Annotated in this window: 20 protein-coding genes; 11 read left to right on the top strand and 9 right to left on the bottom strand. The window is 38.7% G+C overall.

Features of this window, described 5'->3' with window-relative positions:
• Nucleotides 1-88: 88 nt before the first annotated feature.
• The 5 genes from IQ236_RS03010 (at nt 89) to IQ236_RS03030 (ending at nt 4,454) form a co-directional block, all read left to right on the top strand.
• Nucleotides 89-574, top strand: a complete 486-nt coding sequence (locus IQ236_RS03010) for a F0F1 ATP synthase subunit B' (protein ID WP_193867982.1) — start codon at nt 89-91, stop codon at nt 572-574.
• Between the two features lie 143 nt (nt 575-717).
• Nucleotides 718-1,245: a F0F1 ATP synthase subunit B gene (locus tag IQ236_RS03015; protein WP_072717041.1), complete on the top strand. Its 528-nt coding sequence runs from the start codon at nt 718-720 to the stop codon at nt 1,243-1,245.
• A 2-nt stretch (nt 1,246-1,247) separates the two neighbouring features.
• The gene (gene atpH, locus IQ236_RS03020) at nt 1,248-1,793 is read left to right on the top strand and encodes an ATP synthase F1 subunit delta (protein ID WP_193867899.1); all 546 of its coding nucleotides are present in this window, start codon (nt 1,248-1,250) and stop codon (nt 1,791-1,793) included.
• A gap of 69 nt (nt 1,794-1,862) precedes the next feature.
• Nucleotides 1,863-3,380 (top strand): F0F1 ATP synthase subunit alpha, encoded by a 1,518-nt coding sequence (atpA, locus tag IQ236_RS03025; RefSeq protein ID WP_193867900.1) that lies wholly within the window; start codon nt 1,863-1,865, stop codon nt 3,378-3,380.
• A gap of 123 nt (nt 3,381-3,503) precedes the next feature.
• On the top strand, nt 3,504-4,454 hold the full coding sequence (locus IQ236_RS03030) for a F0F1 ATP synthase subunit gamma (protein WP_193867901.1): 951 nt from the start codon (nt 3,504-3,506) through the stop codon (nt 4,452-4,454).
• A gap of 266 nt (nt 4,455-4,720) precedes the next feature.
• Here the strand turns inward: IQ236_RS03030 and IQ236_RS03035 are convergent, their stop codons facing one another.
• The 4 genes from IQ236_RS03035 to IQ236_RS03050 form a co-directional block, all read right to left on the bottom strand.
• Nucleotides 4,721-5,500 carry an AsmA family protein gene (locus IQ236_RS03035; RefSeq protein ID WP_193867902.1) on the bottom strand — a complete coding sequence of 260 codons (780 nt, stop codon included), beginning with the start codon at nt 5,498-5,500 and terminating at the stop codon, nt 4,721-4,723.
• Nucleotides 5,501-5,637: 137 nt separating this feature from the next.
• A complete protein-coding gene (locus IQ236_RS03040; RefSeq protein WP_193867903.1) occupies nt 5,638-6,444 on the bottom strand; it encodes a ParB N-terminal domain-containing protein in 807 nt (268 codons plus the stop codon).
• Nucleotides 6,437-7,846 (bottom strand): ParA family protein, encoded by a 1,410-nt coding sequence (locus IQ236_RS03045; protein ID WP_228041395.1) that lies wholly within the window; start codon nt 7,844-7,846, stop codon nt 6,437-6,439. Before IQ236_RS03045 ends, IQ236_RS03040 begins: the two co-directional genes overlap by 8 nt.
• Nucleotides 7,847-8,304: 458 nt before the next feature.
• Entirely contained in the window at nt 8,305-8,877 is a 573-nt protein-coding gene (locus tag IQ236_RS03050) for a Uma2 family endonuclease (RefSeq protein WP_193867904.1), read from the bottom strand.
• Between the two features lie 177 nt (nt 8,878-9,054).
• On the opposite strand from IQ236_RS03050, the gene IQ236_RS03055 reads away from it, so the two are divergent.
• Nucleotides 9,055-9,735 (top strand): Uma2 family endonuclease, encoded by a 681-nt coding sequence (locus tag IQ236_RS03055; protein WP_193867905.1) that lies wholly within the window; start codon nt 9,055-9,057, stop codon nt 9,733-9,735.
• A 253-nt stretch (nt 9,736-9,988) separates the two neighbouring features.
• Here IQ236_RS03055 and IQ236_RS03060 read toward each other — a convergent pair whose 3' ends face one another.
• The 4 genes from IQ236_RS03060 to IQ236_RS03075 all read right to left on the bottom strand — a co-directional run bounded on the left by IQ236_RS03060 (nt 9,989) and on the right by IQ236_RS03075 (nt 11,812).
• On the bottom strand, nt 9,989-10,528 hold the full coding sequence (locus IQ236_RS03060) for a hypothetical protein (RefSeq protein ID WP_193867906.1): 540 nt from the start codon (nt 10,526-10,528) through the stop codon (nt 9,989-9,991).
• Between the two features lie 207 nt (nt 10,529-10,735).
• Nucleotides 10,736-10,999 (bottom strand): hypothetical protein, encoded by a 264-nt coding sequence (locus IQ236_RS03065; RefSeq protein ID WP_193867907.1) that lies wholly within the window; start codon nt 10,997-10,999, stop codon nt 10,736-10,738.
• Nucleotides 11,000-11,041: 42 nt separating this feature from the next.
• Nucleotides 11,042-11,275, bottom strand: a complete 234-nt coding sequence (locus tag IQ236_RS03070; RefSeq protein WP_193867908.1) for a DUF167 domain-containing protein — start codon at nt 11,273-11,275, stop codon at nt 11,042-11,044.
• A gap of 90 nt (nt 11,276-11,365) precedes the next feature.
• Nucleotides 11,366-11,812: a cupin domain-containing protein gene (locus tag IQ236_RS03075; protein WP_193867909.1), complete on the bottom strand. Its 447-nt coding sequence runs from the start codon at nt 11,810-11,812 to the stop codon at nt 11,366-11,368.
• Nucleotides 11,813-11,971: 159 nt separating this feature from the next.
• Here IQ236_RS03075 and IQ236_RS03080 point away from each other — a divergent pair, with 159 nt between their 5' ends.
• The 4 genes from IQ236_RS03080 to IQ236_RS03095 all read left to right on the top strand — a co-directional run bounded on the left by IQ236_RS03080 (nt 11,972) and on the right by IQ236_RS03095 (nt 16,382).
• Nucleotides 11,972-13,753, top strand: a complete 1,782-nt coding sequence (locus IQ236_RS03080) for a peptide ABC transporter substrate-binding protein (RefSeq protein WP_228041396.1) — start codon at nt 11,972-11,974, stop codon at nt 13,751-13,753.
• Nucleotides 13,754-13,804: 51 nt separating this feature from the next.
• Nucleotides 13,805-14,761 carry an ABC transporter permease gene (locus IQ236_RS03085; RefSeq protein ID WP_193867911.1) on the top strand — a complete coding sequence of 319 codons (957 nt, stop codon included), beginning with the start codon at nt 13,805-13,807 and terminating at the stop codon, nt 14,759-14,761.
• 16 nt (nt 14,762-14,777) lie between these two features.
• Nucleotides 14,778-15,695, top strand: a complete 918-nt coding sequence (locus tag IQ236_RS03090; RefSeq protein ID WP_193867912.1) for an ABC transporter permease — start codon at nt 14,778-14,780, stop codon at nt 15,693-15,695.
• 159 nt (nt 15,696-15,854) lie between these two features.
• Entirely contained in the window at nt 15,855-16,382 is a 528-nt protein-coding gene (locus IQ236_RS03095; protein WP_193867913.1) for a pentapeptide repeat-containing protein, read from the top strand.
• Nucleotides 16,383-16,423: 41 nt separating this feature from the next.
• Here IQ236_RS03095 and IQ236_RS03100 read toward each other — a convergent pair whose 3' ends face one another.
• Nucleotides 16,424-17,287 (bottom strand): DMT family transporter, encoded by an 864-nt coding sequence (locus IQ236_RS03100; RefSeq protein WP_407676133.1) that lies wholly within the window; start codon nt 17,285-17,287, stop codon nt 16,424-16,426.
• Nucleotides 17,288-17,454: 167 nt separating this feature from the next.
• Here IQ236_RS03100 and IQ236_RS03105 point away from each other — a divergent pair, with 167 nt between their 5' ends.
• Nucleotides 17,455-18,267: an SDR family NAD(P)-dependent oxidoreductase gene (locus tag IQ236_RS03105; protein ID WP_193867915.1), complete on the top strand. Its 813-nt coding sequence runs from the start codon at nt 17,455-17,457 to the stop codon at nt 18,265-18,267.
• The last annotated feature ends 254 nt before the right edge of the window (nt 18,268-18,521 follow it).

The raw sequence follows: 18,521 nt of genomic DNA on the forward strand, positions 1-18,521 counted from the left end.
ATCCAAACATGGATTTTAGATTTGAGGTTTCAGGTGCTCTGAAACTCTGGGTCTAAAATCCATCTTCAATTCAACTCTTCAAGGGACAATAATGCACTGGACAATTTTATTTGCGGTTGAAGAGGCTGCTAAAGAAGGAGGACTGTTTGATCTGGATGCCACCTTGCCCTTAATGGCAGTGCAGTTCGTAATTCTGGCAGTAATTTTAAACCAGGTTTTCTACAAACCATTAGGAAAGGCAATTGATGAACGGGCGGATTATATCCGCGATCGCGAAGTCAACGCCAAAGACCGTCTGGCTAAAGCTGAAAAATTAGCCAAACAATACGAATTAGAGTTAGCAGAAACTCGCAAAAAAGCTCAAGCGACGATTGTAAATGCTCAAGCGGAAGCCCAGAAAATTGCTACTGGAAAAGTGGCAGAAGCATTACAAGAAGCGCAAAAATTGAGAGACAAAGCGGCTCAAGAAATTGAGCAGGAAAAACAACAAGCCCTGCAAGCTTTAGAGCAACAAGTTGAACCTCTCAGTCGCCAAATTTTAGAAAAATTATTAGGGGCTGAGTTCGTTAGATAATCTTGGATGCGTTAAAGCTGATCACAAGATTGTTTTCAGCTTGTGAAACTGCGGAAAATTCGGATTGAAGACAGCCCAGGCTAGATGATAACGCCCCCTATAGGGAGTTAAACCTTAAGCCGCGCATTTATGAGAAGAACATCATGGAGACTGTTTTATTACTAGCCACAGAAGCTAGCTCTGAAGCTGGATTCGGTCTCAATACCAATATTTTTGAGACGAACCTAATTAACCTAGCCATTCTGATTGGTGTGCTGGTTTACTTTGGGCGAGGCTTTTTAGGAAAAATCCTAAATGAAAGACGCTCCACCATTGAAGAAGCGATTCAAGAAGCTGAACAGCGTCAAAAACAAGCAGAAGCATCTCTAGCAGAACAACAGCAAAAATTAACCGCCGCCCAAACGGACGCGCAACGAATTTTAGCTGAAGCCGAAGAACGGGCAAAAACCGTTAGAGAATCAATTCTAGCTAAAGCTGCCGAAGAGGTAGAACGCATGAAAGCAAACGCAAGCGCTGAGTTAGATTCAGATCGCGAACGAGTGATTTCTCAACTGCGTTCTCTGATTGCCACTCAAGCCATTGAACGGGCAGAAGCTCAACTCAAACAACAGCTTGACGACACTGTTCAGGAACGGTTAATTGATCGGAGTCTAACGCTGCTGGGAGGTTGAATATGAGTGCGATCGCAGGAGAAATTGTTGAGCCTTACGCCTCGGCGTTAATGTCCTTGGCTCAATCGAGAAATTTAACCGAAGAATTCGGCAATGAGATCCGCTCATTACTCGAATTACTGGAAAATTCCGCAGAATTAAAAAACTTTTTAGACAATCCTGTGATTAAACCCCAGGATAAAAAAGCCGTTCTGCAACGCATTACAGGAGATCAAGTTAATCCCTTATTACGGAATTTCTTGATGCTGTTAGTGGATCGGGGACGGATTTTATTCTTACAGGGAATTGGTCAACAGTATCTAGTATTACTGCGGAAACTCAATCAAACGGTATTGGCAGAAATCACCTCCGCCCATCCGTTAACCGAAGCTCAACAAAATACCTTGACTGAAAAAGTCAAAGCCATGACCAATGCCCGCTCGGTGGAAATTTCCACCACCCTTGAGCCGGATTTATTGGGCGGTGTGATTATCAAAGTTGGATCTCGCGTGGTGGATGCCAGTTTGCGCGGACAACTGCGTCGCATTGGCATGAAATTGGCCCAATAATCGTTATGACCCGTCATCATAAAGATGGGATCTGTTTTAACTCATAACCCCTAACTACTGACAAGAACAATGGTAGCGATCAGACCTGACGAAATTAGCAGCATTATTCAGCAGCAAATTGAACAGTACGACCAAGACGTTAAAGAAACCAACGTCGGGACTGTTCTGCAAGTCGGTGACGGAATTGCCCGGATTTATGGCTTAGATAAAGTCATGTCCGGTGAACTGTTAGAGTTTGCCGAAGGCACCATCGGCATTGCTTTGAACTTAGAAGAAGATAACGTCGGTGCGGTGTTAATGGGTGAAGGCCGGGACATCCAAGAAGGATCTGCCGTGACCGCCACCGGAAGAATTTCTCAAATCCCCGTTGGGGACGCCATGTTAGGCCGGGTTGTCGATGCCTTAGCCCGTCCCATTGATGGTAAAGGAGATGTCAAAACCACCGATAGCCGTTTATTAGAATCTCCCGCCCCTGGGATTATCGCCCGTCGTTCCGTATGCGAACCCATGCAAACGGGGATTACCGCTATTGACTCCATGATTCCCATCGGCCGGGGTCAACGGGAATTAATCATTGGCGACCGTCAAACCGGAAAAACCTCCATCGCCATTGACACCATCATTAACCAAAAAGGCGAAGACGTGATCTGCGTCTACGTGGCTATTGGTCAAAAAGCCTCCACCGTTGCCCAAGTTGTGGGAGTTTTGGAAGAAAAAGGTGCAATGGATTATACCATTGTGGTCGCAGCCAACGCCAGTGACTCCGCCACCCTGCAATACCTCGCTCCTTATACAGGGGCAACCTTGGCGGAATACTTCATGTATAAAGGCAAGCACACCCTGGTCATCTATGATGACTTATCGAAACAAGCTCAAGCCTACCGTCAAATGTCCCTGTTACTGCGTCGTCCCCCCGGACGGGAAGCTTATCCTGGGGATGTGTTCTACCTCCACTCTCGGTTATTAGAGCGGGCTGCCAAACTCAACGATGAACTCGGCGGCGGTAGCATGACGGCTTTACCCGTGATTGAAACTCAAGCGGGTGACGTTTCGGCTTATATTCCCACCAACGTAATTTCCATTACCGATGGTCAGATCTTCTTATCTTCTGACTTATTTAACTCCGGTTTACGTCCAGCCGTGAACGCCGGGATTTCCGTGTCCCGTGTGGGTTCTGCGGCTCAAACCAAAGCCATGAAGAAAGTCGCTGGGAAAGTTAAATTAGAATTAGCTCAGTATGCTGAGTTGGCGGCATTTTCTCAGTTCGCCTCCGATTTAGACCAAGCTACCCGGAACCAATTAGAACGGGGTAAACGGCTGCAAGAGTTGTTAAAACAACCTCAAAACTCTCCCCTGCAATTGTTTGAACAGGTAGCCGTAATTTATGCCGGAATTAACGGTTATCTCGATGAGATCCCCGTTGAAAAAATCGTGGCTTTTGCCGCCGGACTGCGGGACTATCTGAAAAATAGCAAACCCAAATACGTCGAAATCGTTCAAGGCAAAAAACTCCTTGACGATGAAGCTGAAGGTCTGTTGAAAGAAGCGATCGCAGAATTCAAACAAACCTTTTTAGTTTCAGCTTAATGGGTGTCGGGAATTGTTGGTTAACTGTTAACTAACACCTAACTCCTGTACAGACGCGCCAATAGCCTGACGGCATAAACAGGCGCGTCTCTACTGACTTAATACTGCAAATCTGACAAAACTATGTCAAATTTAAAAGCGATCCGCGATCGCATTGATTCGGTTAAAAATACCAAGAAAATTACAGAAGCGATGCGTCTGGTGGCTTCTGCAAAAGTGCGTCGCGCCCAGGAACAAGTCTTAGCTTCTCGCCCCTTTGCTGATCGGTTAGCCGGAATTCTTTATGGGTTACAATCCCGTTTAAAATTTGAAGAAGCAGATTTGCCTCTCCTCAAACAACGGGAAGTTAAAAAAGTCGGATTACTGGTAATTTCGGGTAATCGTGGCTTATGTGGAACCTATAATAGCAGCATTATCAAACGGGCTGAAACTCGTGCAAAAGAGTTGGAAGCTGAAGGTGTGAAATGCACTTATTTGTTAGTGGGACGCAAAGCGATTCAATATTTCCAAAGACGGGATGTTGATATCCGCGCAACGGTGGAAAACCCTGAAAAAAATCCCACTATAGACCGAGTACGGGATTCGGCGGAAAATCTTTTGGCTTTATTTTTATCTGGGGAATTGGATCGGATTGAGTTAATTTATACGAAATTTGTTTCGTTAATTGCTTCTCGTCCAGTAATTCAAACTCTGTTACCCCTTGATCCTCAAGGATTAGAACCCACAGATGATGAAATCTTCCGTTTGACCACAAAAAATGGTCAATTTGAAGTGACACGGGAGAAAGTCAAAAATAATCTTTCGGATTTACCGAGAGATATGATTTTTGAACAAGATCCTGCCCAAATTTTGGATGCGTTATTACCTTTGTTTTTAACCAACCAATTGTTACGCGCTTGGCAAGAATCCATCGCCAGTGAGTTAGCTGCTCGGATGACCGCCATGAGTAACGCCAGTGACAACGCTGGAGAGTTAATTAAATCCCTGACGTTATCCTACAACAAAGCTCGTCAAGCCTCCATTACCCAGGAATTGCTGGAAGTGGTGGGTGGTGCAGAAGCATTGAAGGGTTAAACCCTAATTTAATCTTGATTTTAAGGTGGGTTTACGAATTTCGGAACTCACCTTATTTTTTTTAGGATTTACCCACACCTCAAAAAACCCGGTTTCTGTATTGATCGCCAATTCAGTAAATTTATATGAAATCCCATTATAGATGCTACAGATGATCCCCCCTAACCGCCCTGTAGAGACGTTGCATGCAACGTCTCTACAGGGCAGGATTTGTAGCAAACATTTAGGGATTTCATATTACGATTTACAAACCTTCTATATTGCTTCTATATTGCTGGAGAGGGTGGAGAGGGTTTTTTCAGTGGAGAAGGGGGAAAGGGTGGAGAGGGTGGAGAGGGTGGTTTTATTTTATTTGATTTTTCTATAATTGAGTTTAATTGAGGTAAATTTTGCTCATTAATTAAGCCCGTTATTTCTGTTAATATTTTCTCCTGTAATGCAGAAGATAATTGAACAGGTAAATTTTTTCCGGTAACTTGCTCTAAAGTGATTTGATCAATTTTAAATTCTTTAGTTATAGGAACATTTTTACCATCAGGAAGTTGTAAATTAATCGTAAAAATTATGTTATTAAATTGCATTTGATTAATGGTCAAATCCTCTGGTTTATCTGAATCTTGATTCGGGTTATTTTTTCCTTTTTCAGATAATTTTTTTAGGTTAATTGCCATCATGGATTCAGGTGTAGTGGCATTATTATCAAACCGCACATCAACATTAACTGCTATATCCTCAACAACAATTTTTTCAATTTCTAAAGGCTTTTGTACTAATGATTTAGCTTGAAAATTCATACTTTTAATTCTAAAAATATAAGGACTAGCAAAACCATCTATATTATCAACCTTAATATCCATGAATTGGACATTATTCTGGAATAAATTTACATTCGCTTTTGTACAATCTATACCTAAACCTGTACCTAAACTAAGTTTTTGTTCAATTTCCTGTTCTGCTTTTTGGTCAGCTAATTTATCTAATCCAAAAACGGCAGCACCAAAAGTAACTATTAGTACACCAGCAATAATCAAATATTTTTTTGCCATTTAACTATGCTCATTAAAACTTTATTAACTAAAAGGTTACCATGAAGCTAGATAAACTCTTACATCTTCACCAAAATAATTTTTACCAAATTTGTTCTAAGGTTAAGGTAAATCCTGGTAAGATATTTCCTCATTATTTATAAAGAAAATACAGTTTTTAGAGTTTTTTGAATCTGATTTTTACTGACTCCACAGTCAAGGGTTGAAATAGGATTTAAACTTTTCCATTTCCCTTTAGGAGTTGTAAACAGAGTATCCGCTAATTGATCCGGATCTATTTTATCAAAACCATCTATTTTATTAATAGATAAATAATTGAGACGCTCAAAAATTTCATCTCGGTTGGCTTTTTTAATAGATACACGTTCAGGTGCAGGTGGTGGCGGTGGCAGAGGTTCTGGTTTACAGTAAAAGACTTGTTTTAAACAGTCTAATTTGTTCCCTTTTGTAATTCCACATTTTAACTTTGTAAGTTCATTGAAATCAGCCCAAGTTTCTCGATTAGATTCAAGAATACGGTCTGTTACTTTAATTAAATCTACTTTTTTTAAAGGACTTCCAGGTTCAGATTGTAAATAGCCGAGTGCTGCTAGAATTGTATCTCTGGAAGCTGTACATAAATTAACATTAACAACCGGATTAGCTTCTCTCGTTAAAATTTTAGCTTGTTCAATATTAGAAGGTTTGGGATCAATAACAATACACCAAACCCGCTCTAATTGTGCTTTTTGAGCGGCTGCATAGACAAAATGATTACTCACCGTTTGATACTGATAATCTGCAATTTCCTGCACAATCACCGGAACCCAATTTCGTCCATTTGCTTGTAAAATAGCTTCGGCTGCACCTGCAACCAAAAATTCCTGTCCTGTAATTTCTTCTCCGGGTTTAATATCAATTAAAGGCAAGTGCATTAATTTACCAATATTATCAAAATCACTCATAAATAAAATACTCCTGTGCTAAAGAAAGATAATAAGCCATTGCAGTTTTATGTTTAAATACGGCGGGTATGCGTTCAAAGGCTGCACTTTCAACAATAGCATATTCTGGAATACTGAATATTGTTTGATCTGGATTACCTTTTGTATATTTGGGATAAAAGTAGGGTAATAAATCAGGATTCAAAATTAATTTATCACCTTGCTTTAAGGAAACGATCGACTTAATTTCAGTGTTAGCTCGTTTCAATGAAGAATCTGTTGGTTTATGTTCATTGAAAAAAATAGGTAGGGGAATGGGGCCATACTCTCCTTTTTTATCCCTGAGTTCTTGAATTTCAGGAATAAATTCTAGGATCACTTTCCTAGCATTTTTTAATGAGGCAAAGTTGGTGTGTTTAGTTGGAATTAAAACAACATCCGAGGCATAAACACAAGTTTGGCTAAAAAACGTCCAGTTTGTCGGTGCATCGATTAAAATATAATCATAATGAAGTTTCAAACTCTCTAATAAATCTTTTAACCTTGCTGCTCCTTTTTGAACTTTAGCTTGTTGTTCATACAGCATAAATTTACCTAAACCGGAATCTGAAGGGATAACGTCAAAAACTCGAACATCTCCAGATTTAGTTTTAATTTTAAAAGGTTGAATGGCATCTTTAATATTTAAAGATCGATCAATTAAACAATCAGATAACTTGGTTTTTGTAGGTTGTAAACCCAGTGAATCTGTTAAATCTCGCTGTTGAGGATCAAAGTCTATCACTAAAACATTTTTTTTCTGTTTCCGTAAGATAGAAGCTAAGTTGATTGTAGTTGTTGTTTTACCAACACCTCCCTTATCATTATAAAGACTAACAACTAAAGCAGGTAAGGGATTGTCGATCAAATCTTTAATGCGATTAACAATATCTAGGATATTATCTTTTTTAATTAGCCAGCAAGGTGTAGCAGGATGAACAACCTTACCATGTCGCCGAAAAAGTTTAATATGGACTGAATTGGTAATAATTCCCCATTGAGCCGTTTTACAGTTAGGGGATAGTAAATATTGTTTAATTTGATTTTGAGCATTGCGATATTGTGGTGTTTTCTCCATGAGGTTTATTCGGTTTCCCGAACTAATCGCTCGACCTTTAACTTCTACTAACAGATAAGGATTAGTTTTTGACTGATTAAAAATATCGCTGCCTAGATTTTTTCGAGCCGCAAAATCTACATTTCCACAACCTGTGTTAAATTCGGGGTACTGTTCCTGAATCGTAAACCCTAGATATTTTAACAATGGCTTAACAAAACAATCACTAACAATAGCTTCAGAAGCTAGATCAGGTATATTGTCTAAAATTGTATCCCAGTTGGCATCAGTCATATCAATCGAGATAATGCTACGGAAAGAACCCATTGATTTATATCAATGTAAAAGATAATCAAAATTTAGATCCACTTTGATTATTATTTAAGAATATTATATAGCAAGTCTAAATGATTTGTGAAAAAGTTCTGTAGGGGTTGGGTCTTCCAACCCTCTTGCTGTCTGGGTTGGGAGGGACGCCACCCCTACGATAAAATATTACAACCTATTTAGGATTGCTATACCAGCCTAAGTATTTATAAGTCATGATTTTTTATCAGATCCTCATAATTGGGTGACAATGTTAAGTGGCTAATATTTTTTTGCCTCGTCCCTCGTCCCTCGTTCCAATGCTCTGCATTGGAATGATAAAAGTGAGGCTCTGCCTCAAATAACAGGAGGCGGAGCCTCCATGAATAGCATTTCTAGGTTCTACCTAGAAACGAGGAGATTGGGGTTAATTGTTTTTATTATAGTTTTCTGATTGTGCTGAAGCACAACAACGAAGTTTACCAAATTTGTTCTAAGTTTAGGGTGAATTGGGGTAATATATTTTCTCCTGATAGGGTTAACGGATTTTCTAATATTTCGACTTCTTGATTAGAACGATAAATTTCTACGGTTTTGTTTTGCGGATCAATTAACCATCCTAAACGAGTTCCGTTTTCTTGATATTCTTTCATTTTATTTTGTAGGGTTTTTAAGTTATCGCTTGCAGACCGTAATTCTATGACAAAATCAGGACATAAAGGTAAAAACTTTTTCTGCTGTTCAGGAGTTAAATGCTTCCATTTTTCTAACGGTATCCATGACGCATCAGGAGAACGATCAGAACCATTAGGAAGTTTAAATCCGGTGGATGAATCAAAGGCTTTTCCGAGTTGATATTGTTGATTCCAAATCCAAAGTTGTGCCGTTAATCCAGCATTACGATGTCCGGTTTCTCCTCCAGTGGGTGACATAATTACTAGCTCTCCATTCGCATTACGTTCAAATCTTAAATCTCGGTTATTCTGACACAATTGAAAAAATTGCTCATCACTTAAATCAATAGTTTCTAAATTTAAAGTAAATTGAGTCATTGTGATTCATCTTAGATTGATTAGAGATTAAAACTATTATAAGCGAAAAACTTAGTACGACAAGAAACCGTAGTCAGCCCTTTAGGGCTGAGAGTCCTGAAGGACTCACTACGAAGAAGCGATCGCTATTTTTTTAAACTATAATCAAAAAATACTCATCCTAACGGATATTCAATAATGTCTATTGTTGAAGAACAAATCCAAACCCCAACACTTCTCAATGAAGTACAATTTCCGCCCAGTGATTTATTGAGTCAGGAGCCCCCCTTGGAAAGCGAACTCCATCTCCGCCAAATTCTACTTTTACTTAACTCCTTAGAATGGTTATGGCAAAATCGAGATGATTTTTATGCCATTGGTAACTTAACCATTTATTATAGTCAACGTCAAAAAAAATCCGAAGAATTTCGCGGGCCAGATTTTTTTGTGGTTTTGGGAACTGAACGAAAACCCCGTAATAGTTGGGTTGTTTGGGAAGAAGATGGCAAATATCCTAATGTCATCATTGAAATGTTATCTAAAACAACGGCTGATACGGATCGCGGAGAAAAAAAAGAAATCTATCAGGATGTTTTTCGTACTCCTGACTATTTTTGGTTTGATCCAAAAACTTTAGAATTTGCCGGATTTCATATTGTTGAGGGTCAATATCAACCGATTTCACCCAATGAAAACGGCTGGTTATGGAGTCAACAATTAGACCTATTTTTAGGCATTCTTGATCATAAATTACGATTTTTTACAGCAGGAGGTGAATTAGTTTTAACGACTGAAGAAGTGGCTAAAAATGAAACTCAACGTGCTGATAAGTTAGCTGCTAAACTCCGAGAATTAGGAATTGATCCTGAACAACTTTAAAAGGATAAGCGATCGCTTTTTAACTAGCCTTATCATTCCAATGGCTTGCATTGGAATGATAAGGGCGTTAGTTACAGAAGTTGCCTCTAACTTACAGATTAAACGCTCAAAAAATATCAGAATCTTCGGTTTGAGAAACGAGGTTAGAGGGGGGCGATCGCTACTCCAAGCCCACCAAATACAATTCTTACATCTTCACCAATGTAATTCAGCGATCGCACCTCAAACTACCCCAAAAAGTTGTTTTTACCTATCAAAACTTCTCTTTGACCAACGAATCTGTTAAAACAGTCATTCTACATTTGTCATTAGGCTTTTCCTCACCAAATGGAACATCTTGCGTTAATATGATAAGGGTTCCCTCGACCTCAAAGCCATCTCCCTCAGTTACATATACTCTAATCTTATCGAACGTTTCTGCCCATTGTTTGGCATATTTTGGCAGTTTGGCTTTAAGAACTGCAACACGATCAGGATTTGAATCATTAAGTTTAGCAATCAAGTTAACTGTGTATTTCTTCAAGGCTTTTTTAAAATCGTTTAGACTTGTAATTGTAACAGGTTCTTCCAAGCGAAAAGCTCTGATCAGAGTATTCACAACAGGTTTATACTCACTTACCACGGATGATTCTTCTTCAGAATTATATTCTCCGAATAACGACTCATCGAATATCGGATCACTTAATTCTTCGTATTTCCCTTCAACAATCCAAACAAAATCGTCTTCTGCTTGGTGTTGGTAGGCATCCGAGAACACCTCTTTTCCTGTAAAAATACAGTTATAAATGTACATTGGCTTTAGTTCCTTATCTGGCTTTTCGTTGATTTCAATCGACTCTTTTTAGGAGTGTTATGAAGACTGGGCACAATTTTCACCATTAATGATATTAACTGCCCTAAACCGAAGCAAGGAAAGTATAAAAATCTTTATATTCCCCAAGTTCTCGATATAATAAAATTATCTTAAACTCAAGCCTCCTCTAACTTAGATATTATAGTATCAAAAAATATCAGAATCTTCGGTTTGAGAAACGAGGTTAGAAGGATGGCGATCGCTACTCCAAGCCCACCAAACACAACCACATTGACAGGTATAAAATTCCTGCCATTTGCGACGATTATTTTCACTGTAAACGGGAGAACGACGATTAATCCAAACCTGTTGAGCTTCTAAACTACTCGCAGAACATTGAGGACAGCAAAACTCAGAAGCGTGAATGGCATCGGTAGTCCAATCTGGTGGGGTGGGTTGAAACGCATCCATTGGCAAAAAACTGAAATTGATGGTGCAGACTCACTTATTATACTAGGGGTTAACGTCGGGAACTTCTACAAATTTATGGCGGGAGGATAAACCCGATTTAATGGTAATCTGAGATTTGGGGACTCCAAAGTATTTTGCTAAAAATTGAATTAATTCTTGGTTGGCTTTTCCCTCCACCGGGGGAGATTTCAGATGGACAGTAAAACTTCCATCAACTTCTTTTTGGAGAGCTTGCTGTTTAGAATTGGGTTTAACTTTAATTTTTAAGAGTGTCAAGGCTTTATAAAATCATAATCGTCAATCTTAATATTATTAGATTAAACCCCCAACTTCAAGACGATAAACTCTATACTCCCTGCCTCAACCTTATGCCGTTCTGGGATAATCTAAGGTTAAGGTTTCTAAGGCTTGTTTTGCAGCAACTAAATCATAAGGAAAAGGCGGTTTTAAAGGGCGATAATCTCGTTCGTGGGGTTCTCCATGTCGCAGTACCGCATTCACTATCAAACAAGGTTCATCACTTAAGTTAATCGTACTGTGAGGAACCCCAGGAGGAATCGTAATCACAGTTGGAATCTTTTCACTCAGAGGAATATAAAAATATTGACGATTCTGTAAAATCACGATCACAAACTGACCCCGAACAACTAACAGTTGATCGGTTTGAAAATGATGAACAAATAGCTGTTCAATTGCACCCGCTTCTACTCTAACCATCATTGTTTCTTGACTGGTTTGGGGAGTAAAAAACTCAACCCTTCCCGACTTCATGGCGTTGAGTCTGCGAACTTCAACTTGGCGGATCAGACCCATAGTATCGTCCTCACAGTGCAAAACATTATGCTTTTGTCAAGTGTAATCGGTCTTTTTGTAAGATTTTGTAATAAAATTAACGAAATTCAATAATCGAGTGATACTAAATACAGGCATGAATGCCTCTCTAGGGTTGTTTATCGTCAGTTTGAAGTTTTTATGAAATCTACTCAGTACAGGATGCGATCACTCTTTGATTCAATTTATCTGAAGTCTTATCGGTTTTCGTTGTTCGTTTCGCTGATTAGTTTAACTCTAACCGCCTGTGGGTCTTCCCCCAATTCTACCTCAACTAATCCGAGCAATTCTAATCAGCAACCCCCAGAAAAAACCTTAAAATTATTATATTGGCAAGCTCCAACTATTCTCAATCCCCATTTATCAACCGGGTTCAAAGATTCCGAAGCCAGCCGTATTACCCTAGAACCCTTAGCCAGTTTTAATAATCAATTAAAATTAGTTCCCTTTTTAGCTGCCGAAATTCCCACCGTAGAAAATGGAGGAATTGCCAAAGATGGAAAATCCGTCACCTGGAAACTCAAAAAAGATGTGAAATGGTCGGACGGAAAACCCTTTACGGCGGATGATGTTATTTTTACGTTTGAATTTATTAGTAATCCTAAAGTAGGAACCACTACATCCGGGACTTATGAAATTATTAAAAATATTGAAAAAATTGATGATCACACGATAAAAATCAATTTCAAAGCCGTTACACCGGGATGGTATTCGGTGTTTGTGGGAACGGAAGGAATGATTTTACCCCGCCATATTTTTGAAGCCTATAATGGGGAAAATTCCCGACAAGCACCGGGGAATTTAAAACCTGTGGGAACAGGGCCCTATCGAGTGGTAGAATTCAAGCCAGGGGATGTGGTAGTTTATGAAGCTAATCCTAATTTTCGAGAGGCTAAATTGTTAGGATTTGAACGGCTAGAACTCAAAGGAGGAGGAGATGCAACCTCCGCAGCCAGAGCGGTTTTACAAACGGGAGATGCGGATTATGCCTATAATCTTCAGGTAGAATCTAATATTTTAAAACCCTTAGAAGCATCGGGAAAAGGTAAAATTGTATCTAATTTTGGCACGTTAATGGAACGGATTCTGCTTAATCAAACCGATCCCAATAAAACCACCCCCGACGGCGAACGATCCAGTTTAAAATTCCCCCATCCTTTCTTTAGTGATCCTAAAGTTCGTCAAGCTGTAAGTTTAGCGATTAATCGAGAGATTATTGCCAATCAACTCTATGGAATTTTAGGAAAACCCACCTCTAATTTTGTGGTTAATCCCCTTCAAGTGGTATCTCCCAATACCCGTTATGAATTTAATTTAGAAAAAGCTGCCCAACTATTAGATGAGGCGGGATGGAAAGATACCAATAATAATGGAATTCGAGATAAAAATGGGATAGAAATGAATTTAGTATTTCAAACCTCTGTCAATCCCTTACGTCAAAAAACCCAAGAAGTCATTAAACAATCTTTAGAACAATTAGGAATGAAAGTCGAACTCAAAAGTATTGATCCCAGTGTTTATTTTTCGGGTGATCCTGCTAATCCTGATACCACAGAACGATTTGCAGCCGATTTACAGTTATATAGTACCGGAAATACCAATCCTGATCCCACATCCTATTTAAAAACCTATACCTGTGATGACATTCCTCAAAAAGCAAATAACTGGACAGGGGATAATGTTTCTCGCTATTGTAATCCAGCTTATGATGCGCTTTGGGAACAAGCCACCACTGAAATTAACCCCGAAAAGCAAAAACAAATCTGGATTAAAATGAATGATATGTTAGTCAATAATACGATTGTAATTCCCTTAGTTCACCGCGCCGAAGTGGGAGGAGTTAATCAAAACTTAACAGGTGTAGAATTAACTCCCTGGGATTTAACCGTCTGGAACATCAAAGATTGGAAAAAGACCCCGTAGTAAGCTCGTAGTAAGCCCTTCAGGGCTATCTTTTATTACTTTATATTCCCCATGACCCGATACCTCATCAACCGCATTCTAACCTCAATTCCCACCCTAATTGCCATTAGTCTTGTTGTATTTTTAATCTTAGCATTAGCCCCCGGAAATCCCATGGGAGAATTTGCTACCAATCCTTCAATTACACCCGAAGTCAGAGAAAATATTCGTAGATCCTTGGGTTTAGATCAACCCATTCCCATTCGGTATTTAAAATGGGTTTGGGCATTTTTACACGGAGATTTAGGTTATTCCTTTACCAGTCGCAGCCCGGTTTTAGGATTAATTTTACAACGTTTACCCACAACTTTATGGATTATGGGATTAGCTTATCTGTTAGCAGTTATACTCGCCTTTCCTTTGGGAATTATTTCAGCATTAAAACGCTATTCTATTTTAGATCAAATCGTAACAACCGTTTCCTTTATTGGGTTTTCCTTACCGACATTTTTTACCGGATTACTATTTATTATTATTTTCAGCGTGCAGTTAAAATGGTTTCCCTTCATTTATAATAGTACCTTACAAGTGACTAATTTACAAACCTTTTGGCAACAAATTCAACAGTCTATTATGCCCGTTTGTGTTTTAGGTTTCTATCAAGCTGCAATTTTAATGCGGTTTATTCGGTCTTCTTTCTTAGAACAATTGAATCAAAATTATGTTCGCACAGCTTATTCCAAAGGTTTACCAAAATTGAATGTGATTAACGGTCATATTTTAAGAAATGCTTTAATTCCAGTAGTAACTTTAATGGCTTTAGAAATTCCCGGTTTATTTGCGGGATCATTAGTCACAGAACAAGTGTTTAGAATTCCGGGGATTGGGGCATTATTAATTGACTCGATTTTTCGGAGTGATACCCCGGTTATTATGGGGATTACAATGGTTTATGCTATTTTAGTGGTACTTTTTAACTTATTGGCTGATCTATTATATGGATTCTTAGATCCACGAGTTCAATATTAATCATTAACCCAAAAATATGGCTTTAATTAAACCGTCTGAACCCATCGCTAAAACCACCCAACCTAGAACTTTAATTCAGACTGCTTGGCGACAATTTCAACGTGATAAAATAGCGGTTTTAGGAACACTAATTTTGCTGTTCATTATTTTAGCTGTGATCATTGGCCCTTGGATTTATAGAATTCGTCCGACAGAAATTGATTTTGTCAGTTCCCTTTCTCCTCCCAGTTGGAAACATTTATTAGGAACTAATGATTTAGGACAAGATCAATTAGCTCGTTTATTAATCGGAGGACGGGTTTCCTTAACCGTTGGTGTGGCTGCCATGATAGTAGCAATTTTATTAGGAATATTAGTCGGGGCGATCGCTGGATTTTATGGAGGAATTCTCGATAGTATACTAATGCGATTAACCGATTTATTTCTTTCTTTGCCTCAACTCCCCGTATTACTATTAGTAATTTATCTATTTCGAGAACCTCTGAAACAAATTGCGGGGCCAGAAGTGGGTATTTTCCTATTAATTATTATGGTTGTGGGGGCGTTAAATTGGATGTCGGTGGCGCGATTAGTTCGGGCGAGTTTTCTCACCACAAAAGAACGCGATTTTATTACGGCTGCTAAAGCGATCGGTGCATCTTCTAATCGATTAATTTGGGTGCATATTCTTCCTAATGTTTTGAGTCCTGTCATTGTCGCAGCGACTTTATCAGTGGGAACTGCGATTATTACAGAATCCACCTTAAGTTTTTTAGGATTAGGATTTCCCCCCGATGTTCCCACCTGGGGAAGAATGCTTTATGATGCTCAAAATTATTTAGAAACCGCCCCCTATTTAGCTTTATTTCCAGGGTTAGCGATTTTTTTAACGGTTTTGAGTATCAATGCAGTGGGGGATGGTTTAAGGGATGCTTTAGATCCGCAATCCCATTAAAGAGATTATAATTATTGTTTCTATTTTATCTTTAAATCAGCTAAATCGATGATTAAATTAACTCGTTAGAATATTAGGGCATCGGAAATCAGATTTAAAATTGACATCATGAATTTTATATGTTAGTAATTAAATCATAATAGCTGAGGATTATGATCCATGAAGTATAAATATTGGGGAATTTTGGCTTTATTTGCCCCTGTTGTTTTTGTCGCACCAACGGTGGCTCAATTTAACACAACAGATCCGGCTGTTTTCTTAAGCGGTCAAGCTCGTTCTTGTCAAGGATGTAATTTACAAGGGGCAGATTTAAGTAATCAAAGCCGCGTGAATTCTCAATTACGACAAGCGGATTTGAGTAATGCTAACCTCAGTGGTGGTAATTTCCGAGGCGCATTTTTTACCTGTGCTAACCTATCGAATACCAATTTAAAGAATACTAATTTTTCCTTTGCTAATTTTGTTGATGCTAACTTAAGTGGAGCAGATTTAAGTGGAGCAGATTTAAGTAAAACTGACTTAAGTGGGGTCATTATTGATGCTCAAACAAATTTAGACGGAGTTAACTTAACGGGAGCTAAATTATGGGATGCAAAAACAATTTTTCGACCGGGAATGGACTTAAGTACAATTCCACGAGATTACACAATAGAAAGCCAACGAGTCAAATGTAATAACAGAAGATAATTGACCAGGGTAGGGTGCGTAAGCACCGCGCACGCACCGCCCTATATTCCTGATTTTAACTCAGAATTAATCACCGCGATCGCAACTCCTGTTAAAACAATTATTCCCCCAATTAATACCGCTAAGGGGGGAACTTCATTAAAGAATAAATAGCCTAAAAAACTAGCTCCCATAGGTTCTAATAAAATGGCTAACGTGACTAAAGTAGGAGAGATTTGATTAATGGCCCAATTAAAACTGGTATGACCGACTAATTGAGGTACAATTGCCATTAATAAAAGATATAAATAAACCGTAGCGGGATAATCGGTATAACCCACACCCAACATCAACGGTAAGGGTAATAAAATCATTGATGCAACAGTATAAGCAACGATGACATAACCCCCAACGGAAAATCCCCGTTGTTGAGCTTCTCGCCCAAACATTAAATAAAAACTGACTGCCCAAGCTCCAATTAATGCTAAACTATTCCCCAGTAAAGGATTAGAATAAAAACCCCCTCCTTGAGTCTCACTCAAGCCAATCATAATTCCCCCTAAAAATGCAATTGCAATTCCTAAAATTTTTAGGGAAGAGAGTTTTTCTTTTAACCAAAATCTCGATAAAATTGCCACCCAAATTGGAGTCGTGGTCACTAAAGTTGTAGAAGCTGCAATGGAAGTATAGGATAAAGAGGTAATCCAGGTAGCGAAATGAAACGCTAAACAACATCCGGCTGCGACGGCATAACTAAAAGCTTGGAAAGAAAGCGATCGCCATTGAACTTTTAAGGCGGTTGGTAATACAATTAAAGCTGCTCCCGTTAAGCGAATCGCTGCCATCACTAAACTAAAACCAATACCACTTTGATCCGCAGCATTTAAAGCAAGCCGCACTAAAATCGAACCGACTGAAATCGCCATGACCCCAACTATAACCACTCCCCAAACGAACCTAGGAGATGGGTAATAAAAACGCTGCATTTCTATTTAATAAAATCAAGGAATTAATCTCTAAAGTTTAACCTAAGTTTTGCTCATTTGTTAATTTATGCGTTACTTTATAAAGCATAAACCCATTATTTTATCCTATGACATCAACCGTTTTAATTACAGGCGCGTCTCAAGGAACTGGTAAAGCAACCGCTTTATTATTTGCACAGAAGGGCTACAATGTGATTTTAGCAGCACGGGAACCCGAACGTTTAGAAGCTGTTGCGGAGGAAGTTTTATCTTTAGGGGTTTCAACCTTAGCGATTCCTACGGATGTCACCGATATTGATCAGGTTCGCTATTTAGTCGAAAAAGCTTTAGATTATTATGAAACCCTTGATGTTTTAGTAAATAATGCTGGGATTTGTTTGACCGCATCCGTTGAACATACAACCTTAGAAGATTGGCATTTATTAATGAATACTAATTTCTTTGGTTATGTCAATTTAATTCACGCTTTATTACCCCATTTTTTGGCTCAAAAACAGGGAACTATTGTGAATGTAGGTTCCTTTGGAGGGAAAATTCCTTTTCCGCAAATGGCTGCCTATTGTGCGAGTAAATATGCTGTGGTTGGATTAACGGAATCCTTGAGATTAGAAGTACAGAAAAAGGGGATTCAGGTTTGTGCTGTTCATCCGGGTATTATTAATAGTAATTTTATGGAACGAGCGCAATTTAGAGGGGAAAATGAGTTAGAAGTTGAACAATTGCGTCAACGTTTGGACTCTGCTTTAGCGTCTACCTGGGTGAGTCAACCGGAAGATATTGCTCAAGCCATTTGGAATGCGGTTGAGAAAAAACAAAATGAAGTGATCGTTGGCCCTGCTGTTTTAGCGACAGAAACCTATCGATTATTCCCTGGATTAATGGAGTGGGTTTTGAATCAATCAACCGTTATGAGCCCTTAAGAAACTAAACTATAAAGTTTGATTTGAGTTCAGATATTAAGCCTGGACTCAAGACTTTTTTTTCTATGTCAGGAGACCTAGAGAATTAAACAGCGAATTCTTTAGATTAAAAAAATTAAAGGTTTTAATCTGGCTAATCCTTGATTTTTATCTCCTTTCTCCTGACTCCTTCGGTGAGTATGTATACTTTTTTAAACAAAAATAAAGAATTATAGGGAAATATCTCAAATTAGTATTATTTCAATCCTTTTTGA

Origin of the sequence: Planktothrix mougeotii LEGE 06226, from assembly GCF_015207485.1 — a bacterium.
GTDB lineage: Bacteria > Cyanobacteriota > Cyanobacteriia > Cyanobacteriales > Microcoleaceae > Planktothrix.

Excerpts from the sequence above, each read along its gene's own strand:
- IQ236_RS03055 (WP_193867905.1), top strand. The coding sequence starts at position 9,055 with ATGTCTATTGTTGAAGAACAAATCCAAACCCCAACACTTCTCAATGAA.
- IQ236_RS03050 (WP_193867904.1), bottom strand. The coding sequence starts at position 8,877 with ATGACTCAATTTACTTTAAATTTAGAAACTATTGATTTAAGTGATGAG.
- IQ236_RS03040 (WP_193867903.1), bottom strand. The coding sequence starts at position 6,444 with ATGAGTGATTTTGATAATATTGGTAAATTAATGCACTTGCCTTTAATT.
- IQ236_RS03045 (WP_228041395.1), bottom strand. The coding sequence starts at position 7,846 with ATGGGTTCTTTCCGTAGCATTATCTCGATTGATATGACTGATGCCAAC.
- IQ236_RS03065 (WP_193867907.1), bottom strand. The coding sequence starts at position 10,999 with ATGGATGCGTTTCAACCCACCCCACCAGATTGGACTACCGATGCCATT.
- IQ236_RS03105 (WP_193867915.1), top strand. The coding sequence starts at position 17,455 with ATGACATCAACCGTTTTAATTACAGGCGCGTCTCAAGGAACTGGTAAA.
- IQ236_RS03015 (WP_072717041.1), top strand. The coding sequence starts at position 718 with ATGGAGACTGTTTTATTACTAGCCACAGAAGCTAGCTCTGAAGCTGGA.
- IQ236_RS03090 (WP_193867912.1), top strand. The coding sequence starts at position 14,778 with ATGGCTTTAATTAAACCGTCTGAACCCATCGCTAAAACCACCCAACCT.
- IQ236_RS03085 (WP_193867911.1), top strand. The coding sequence starts at position 13,805 with ATGACCCGATACCTCATCAACCGCATTCTAACCTCAATTCCCACCCTA.
- atpH (WP_193867899.1), top strand. The coding sequence starts at position 1,248 with ATGAGTGCGATCGCAGGAGAAATTGTTGAGCCTTACGCCTCGGCGTTA.
- IQ236_RS03100 (WP_407676133.1), bottom strand. The coding sequence starts at position 17,287 with ATGGCGATTTCAGTCGGTTCGATTTTAGTGCGGCTTGCTTTAAATGCT.
- IQ236_RS03095 (WP_193867913.1), top strand. The coding sequence starts at position 15,855 with ATGAAGTATAAATATTGGGGAATTTTGGCTTTATTTGCCCCTGTTGTT.
- IQ236_RS03030 (WP_193867901.1), top strand. The coding sequence starts at position 3,504 with ATGTCAAATTTAAAAGCGATCCGCGATCGCATTGATTCGGTTAAAAAT.
- IQ236_RS03035 (WP_193867902.1), bottom strand. The coding sequence starts at position 5,500 with ATGGCAAAAAAATATTTGATTATTGCTGGTGTACTAATAGTTACTTTT.
- IQ236_RS03075 (WP_193867909.1), bottom strand. The coding sequence starts at position 11,812 with ATGGGTCTGATCCGCCAAGTTGAAGTTCGCAGACTCAACGCCATGAAG.
- IQ236_RS03060 (WP_193867906.1), bottom strand. The coding sequence starts at position 10,528 with ATGTACATTTATAACTGTATTTTTACAGGAAAAGAGGTGTTCTCGGAT.
- IQ236_RS03080 (WP_228041396.1), top strand. The coding sequence starts at position 11,972 with ATGAAATCTACTCAGTACAGGATGCGATCACTCTTTGATTCAATTTAT.
- atpA (WP_193867900.1), top strand. The coding sequence starts at position 1,863 with ATGGTAGCGATCAGACCTGACGAAATTAGCAGCATTATTCAGCAGCAA.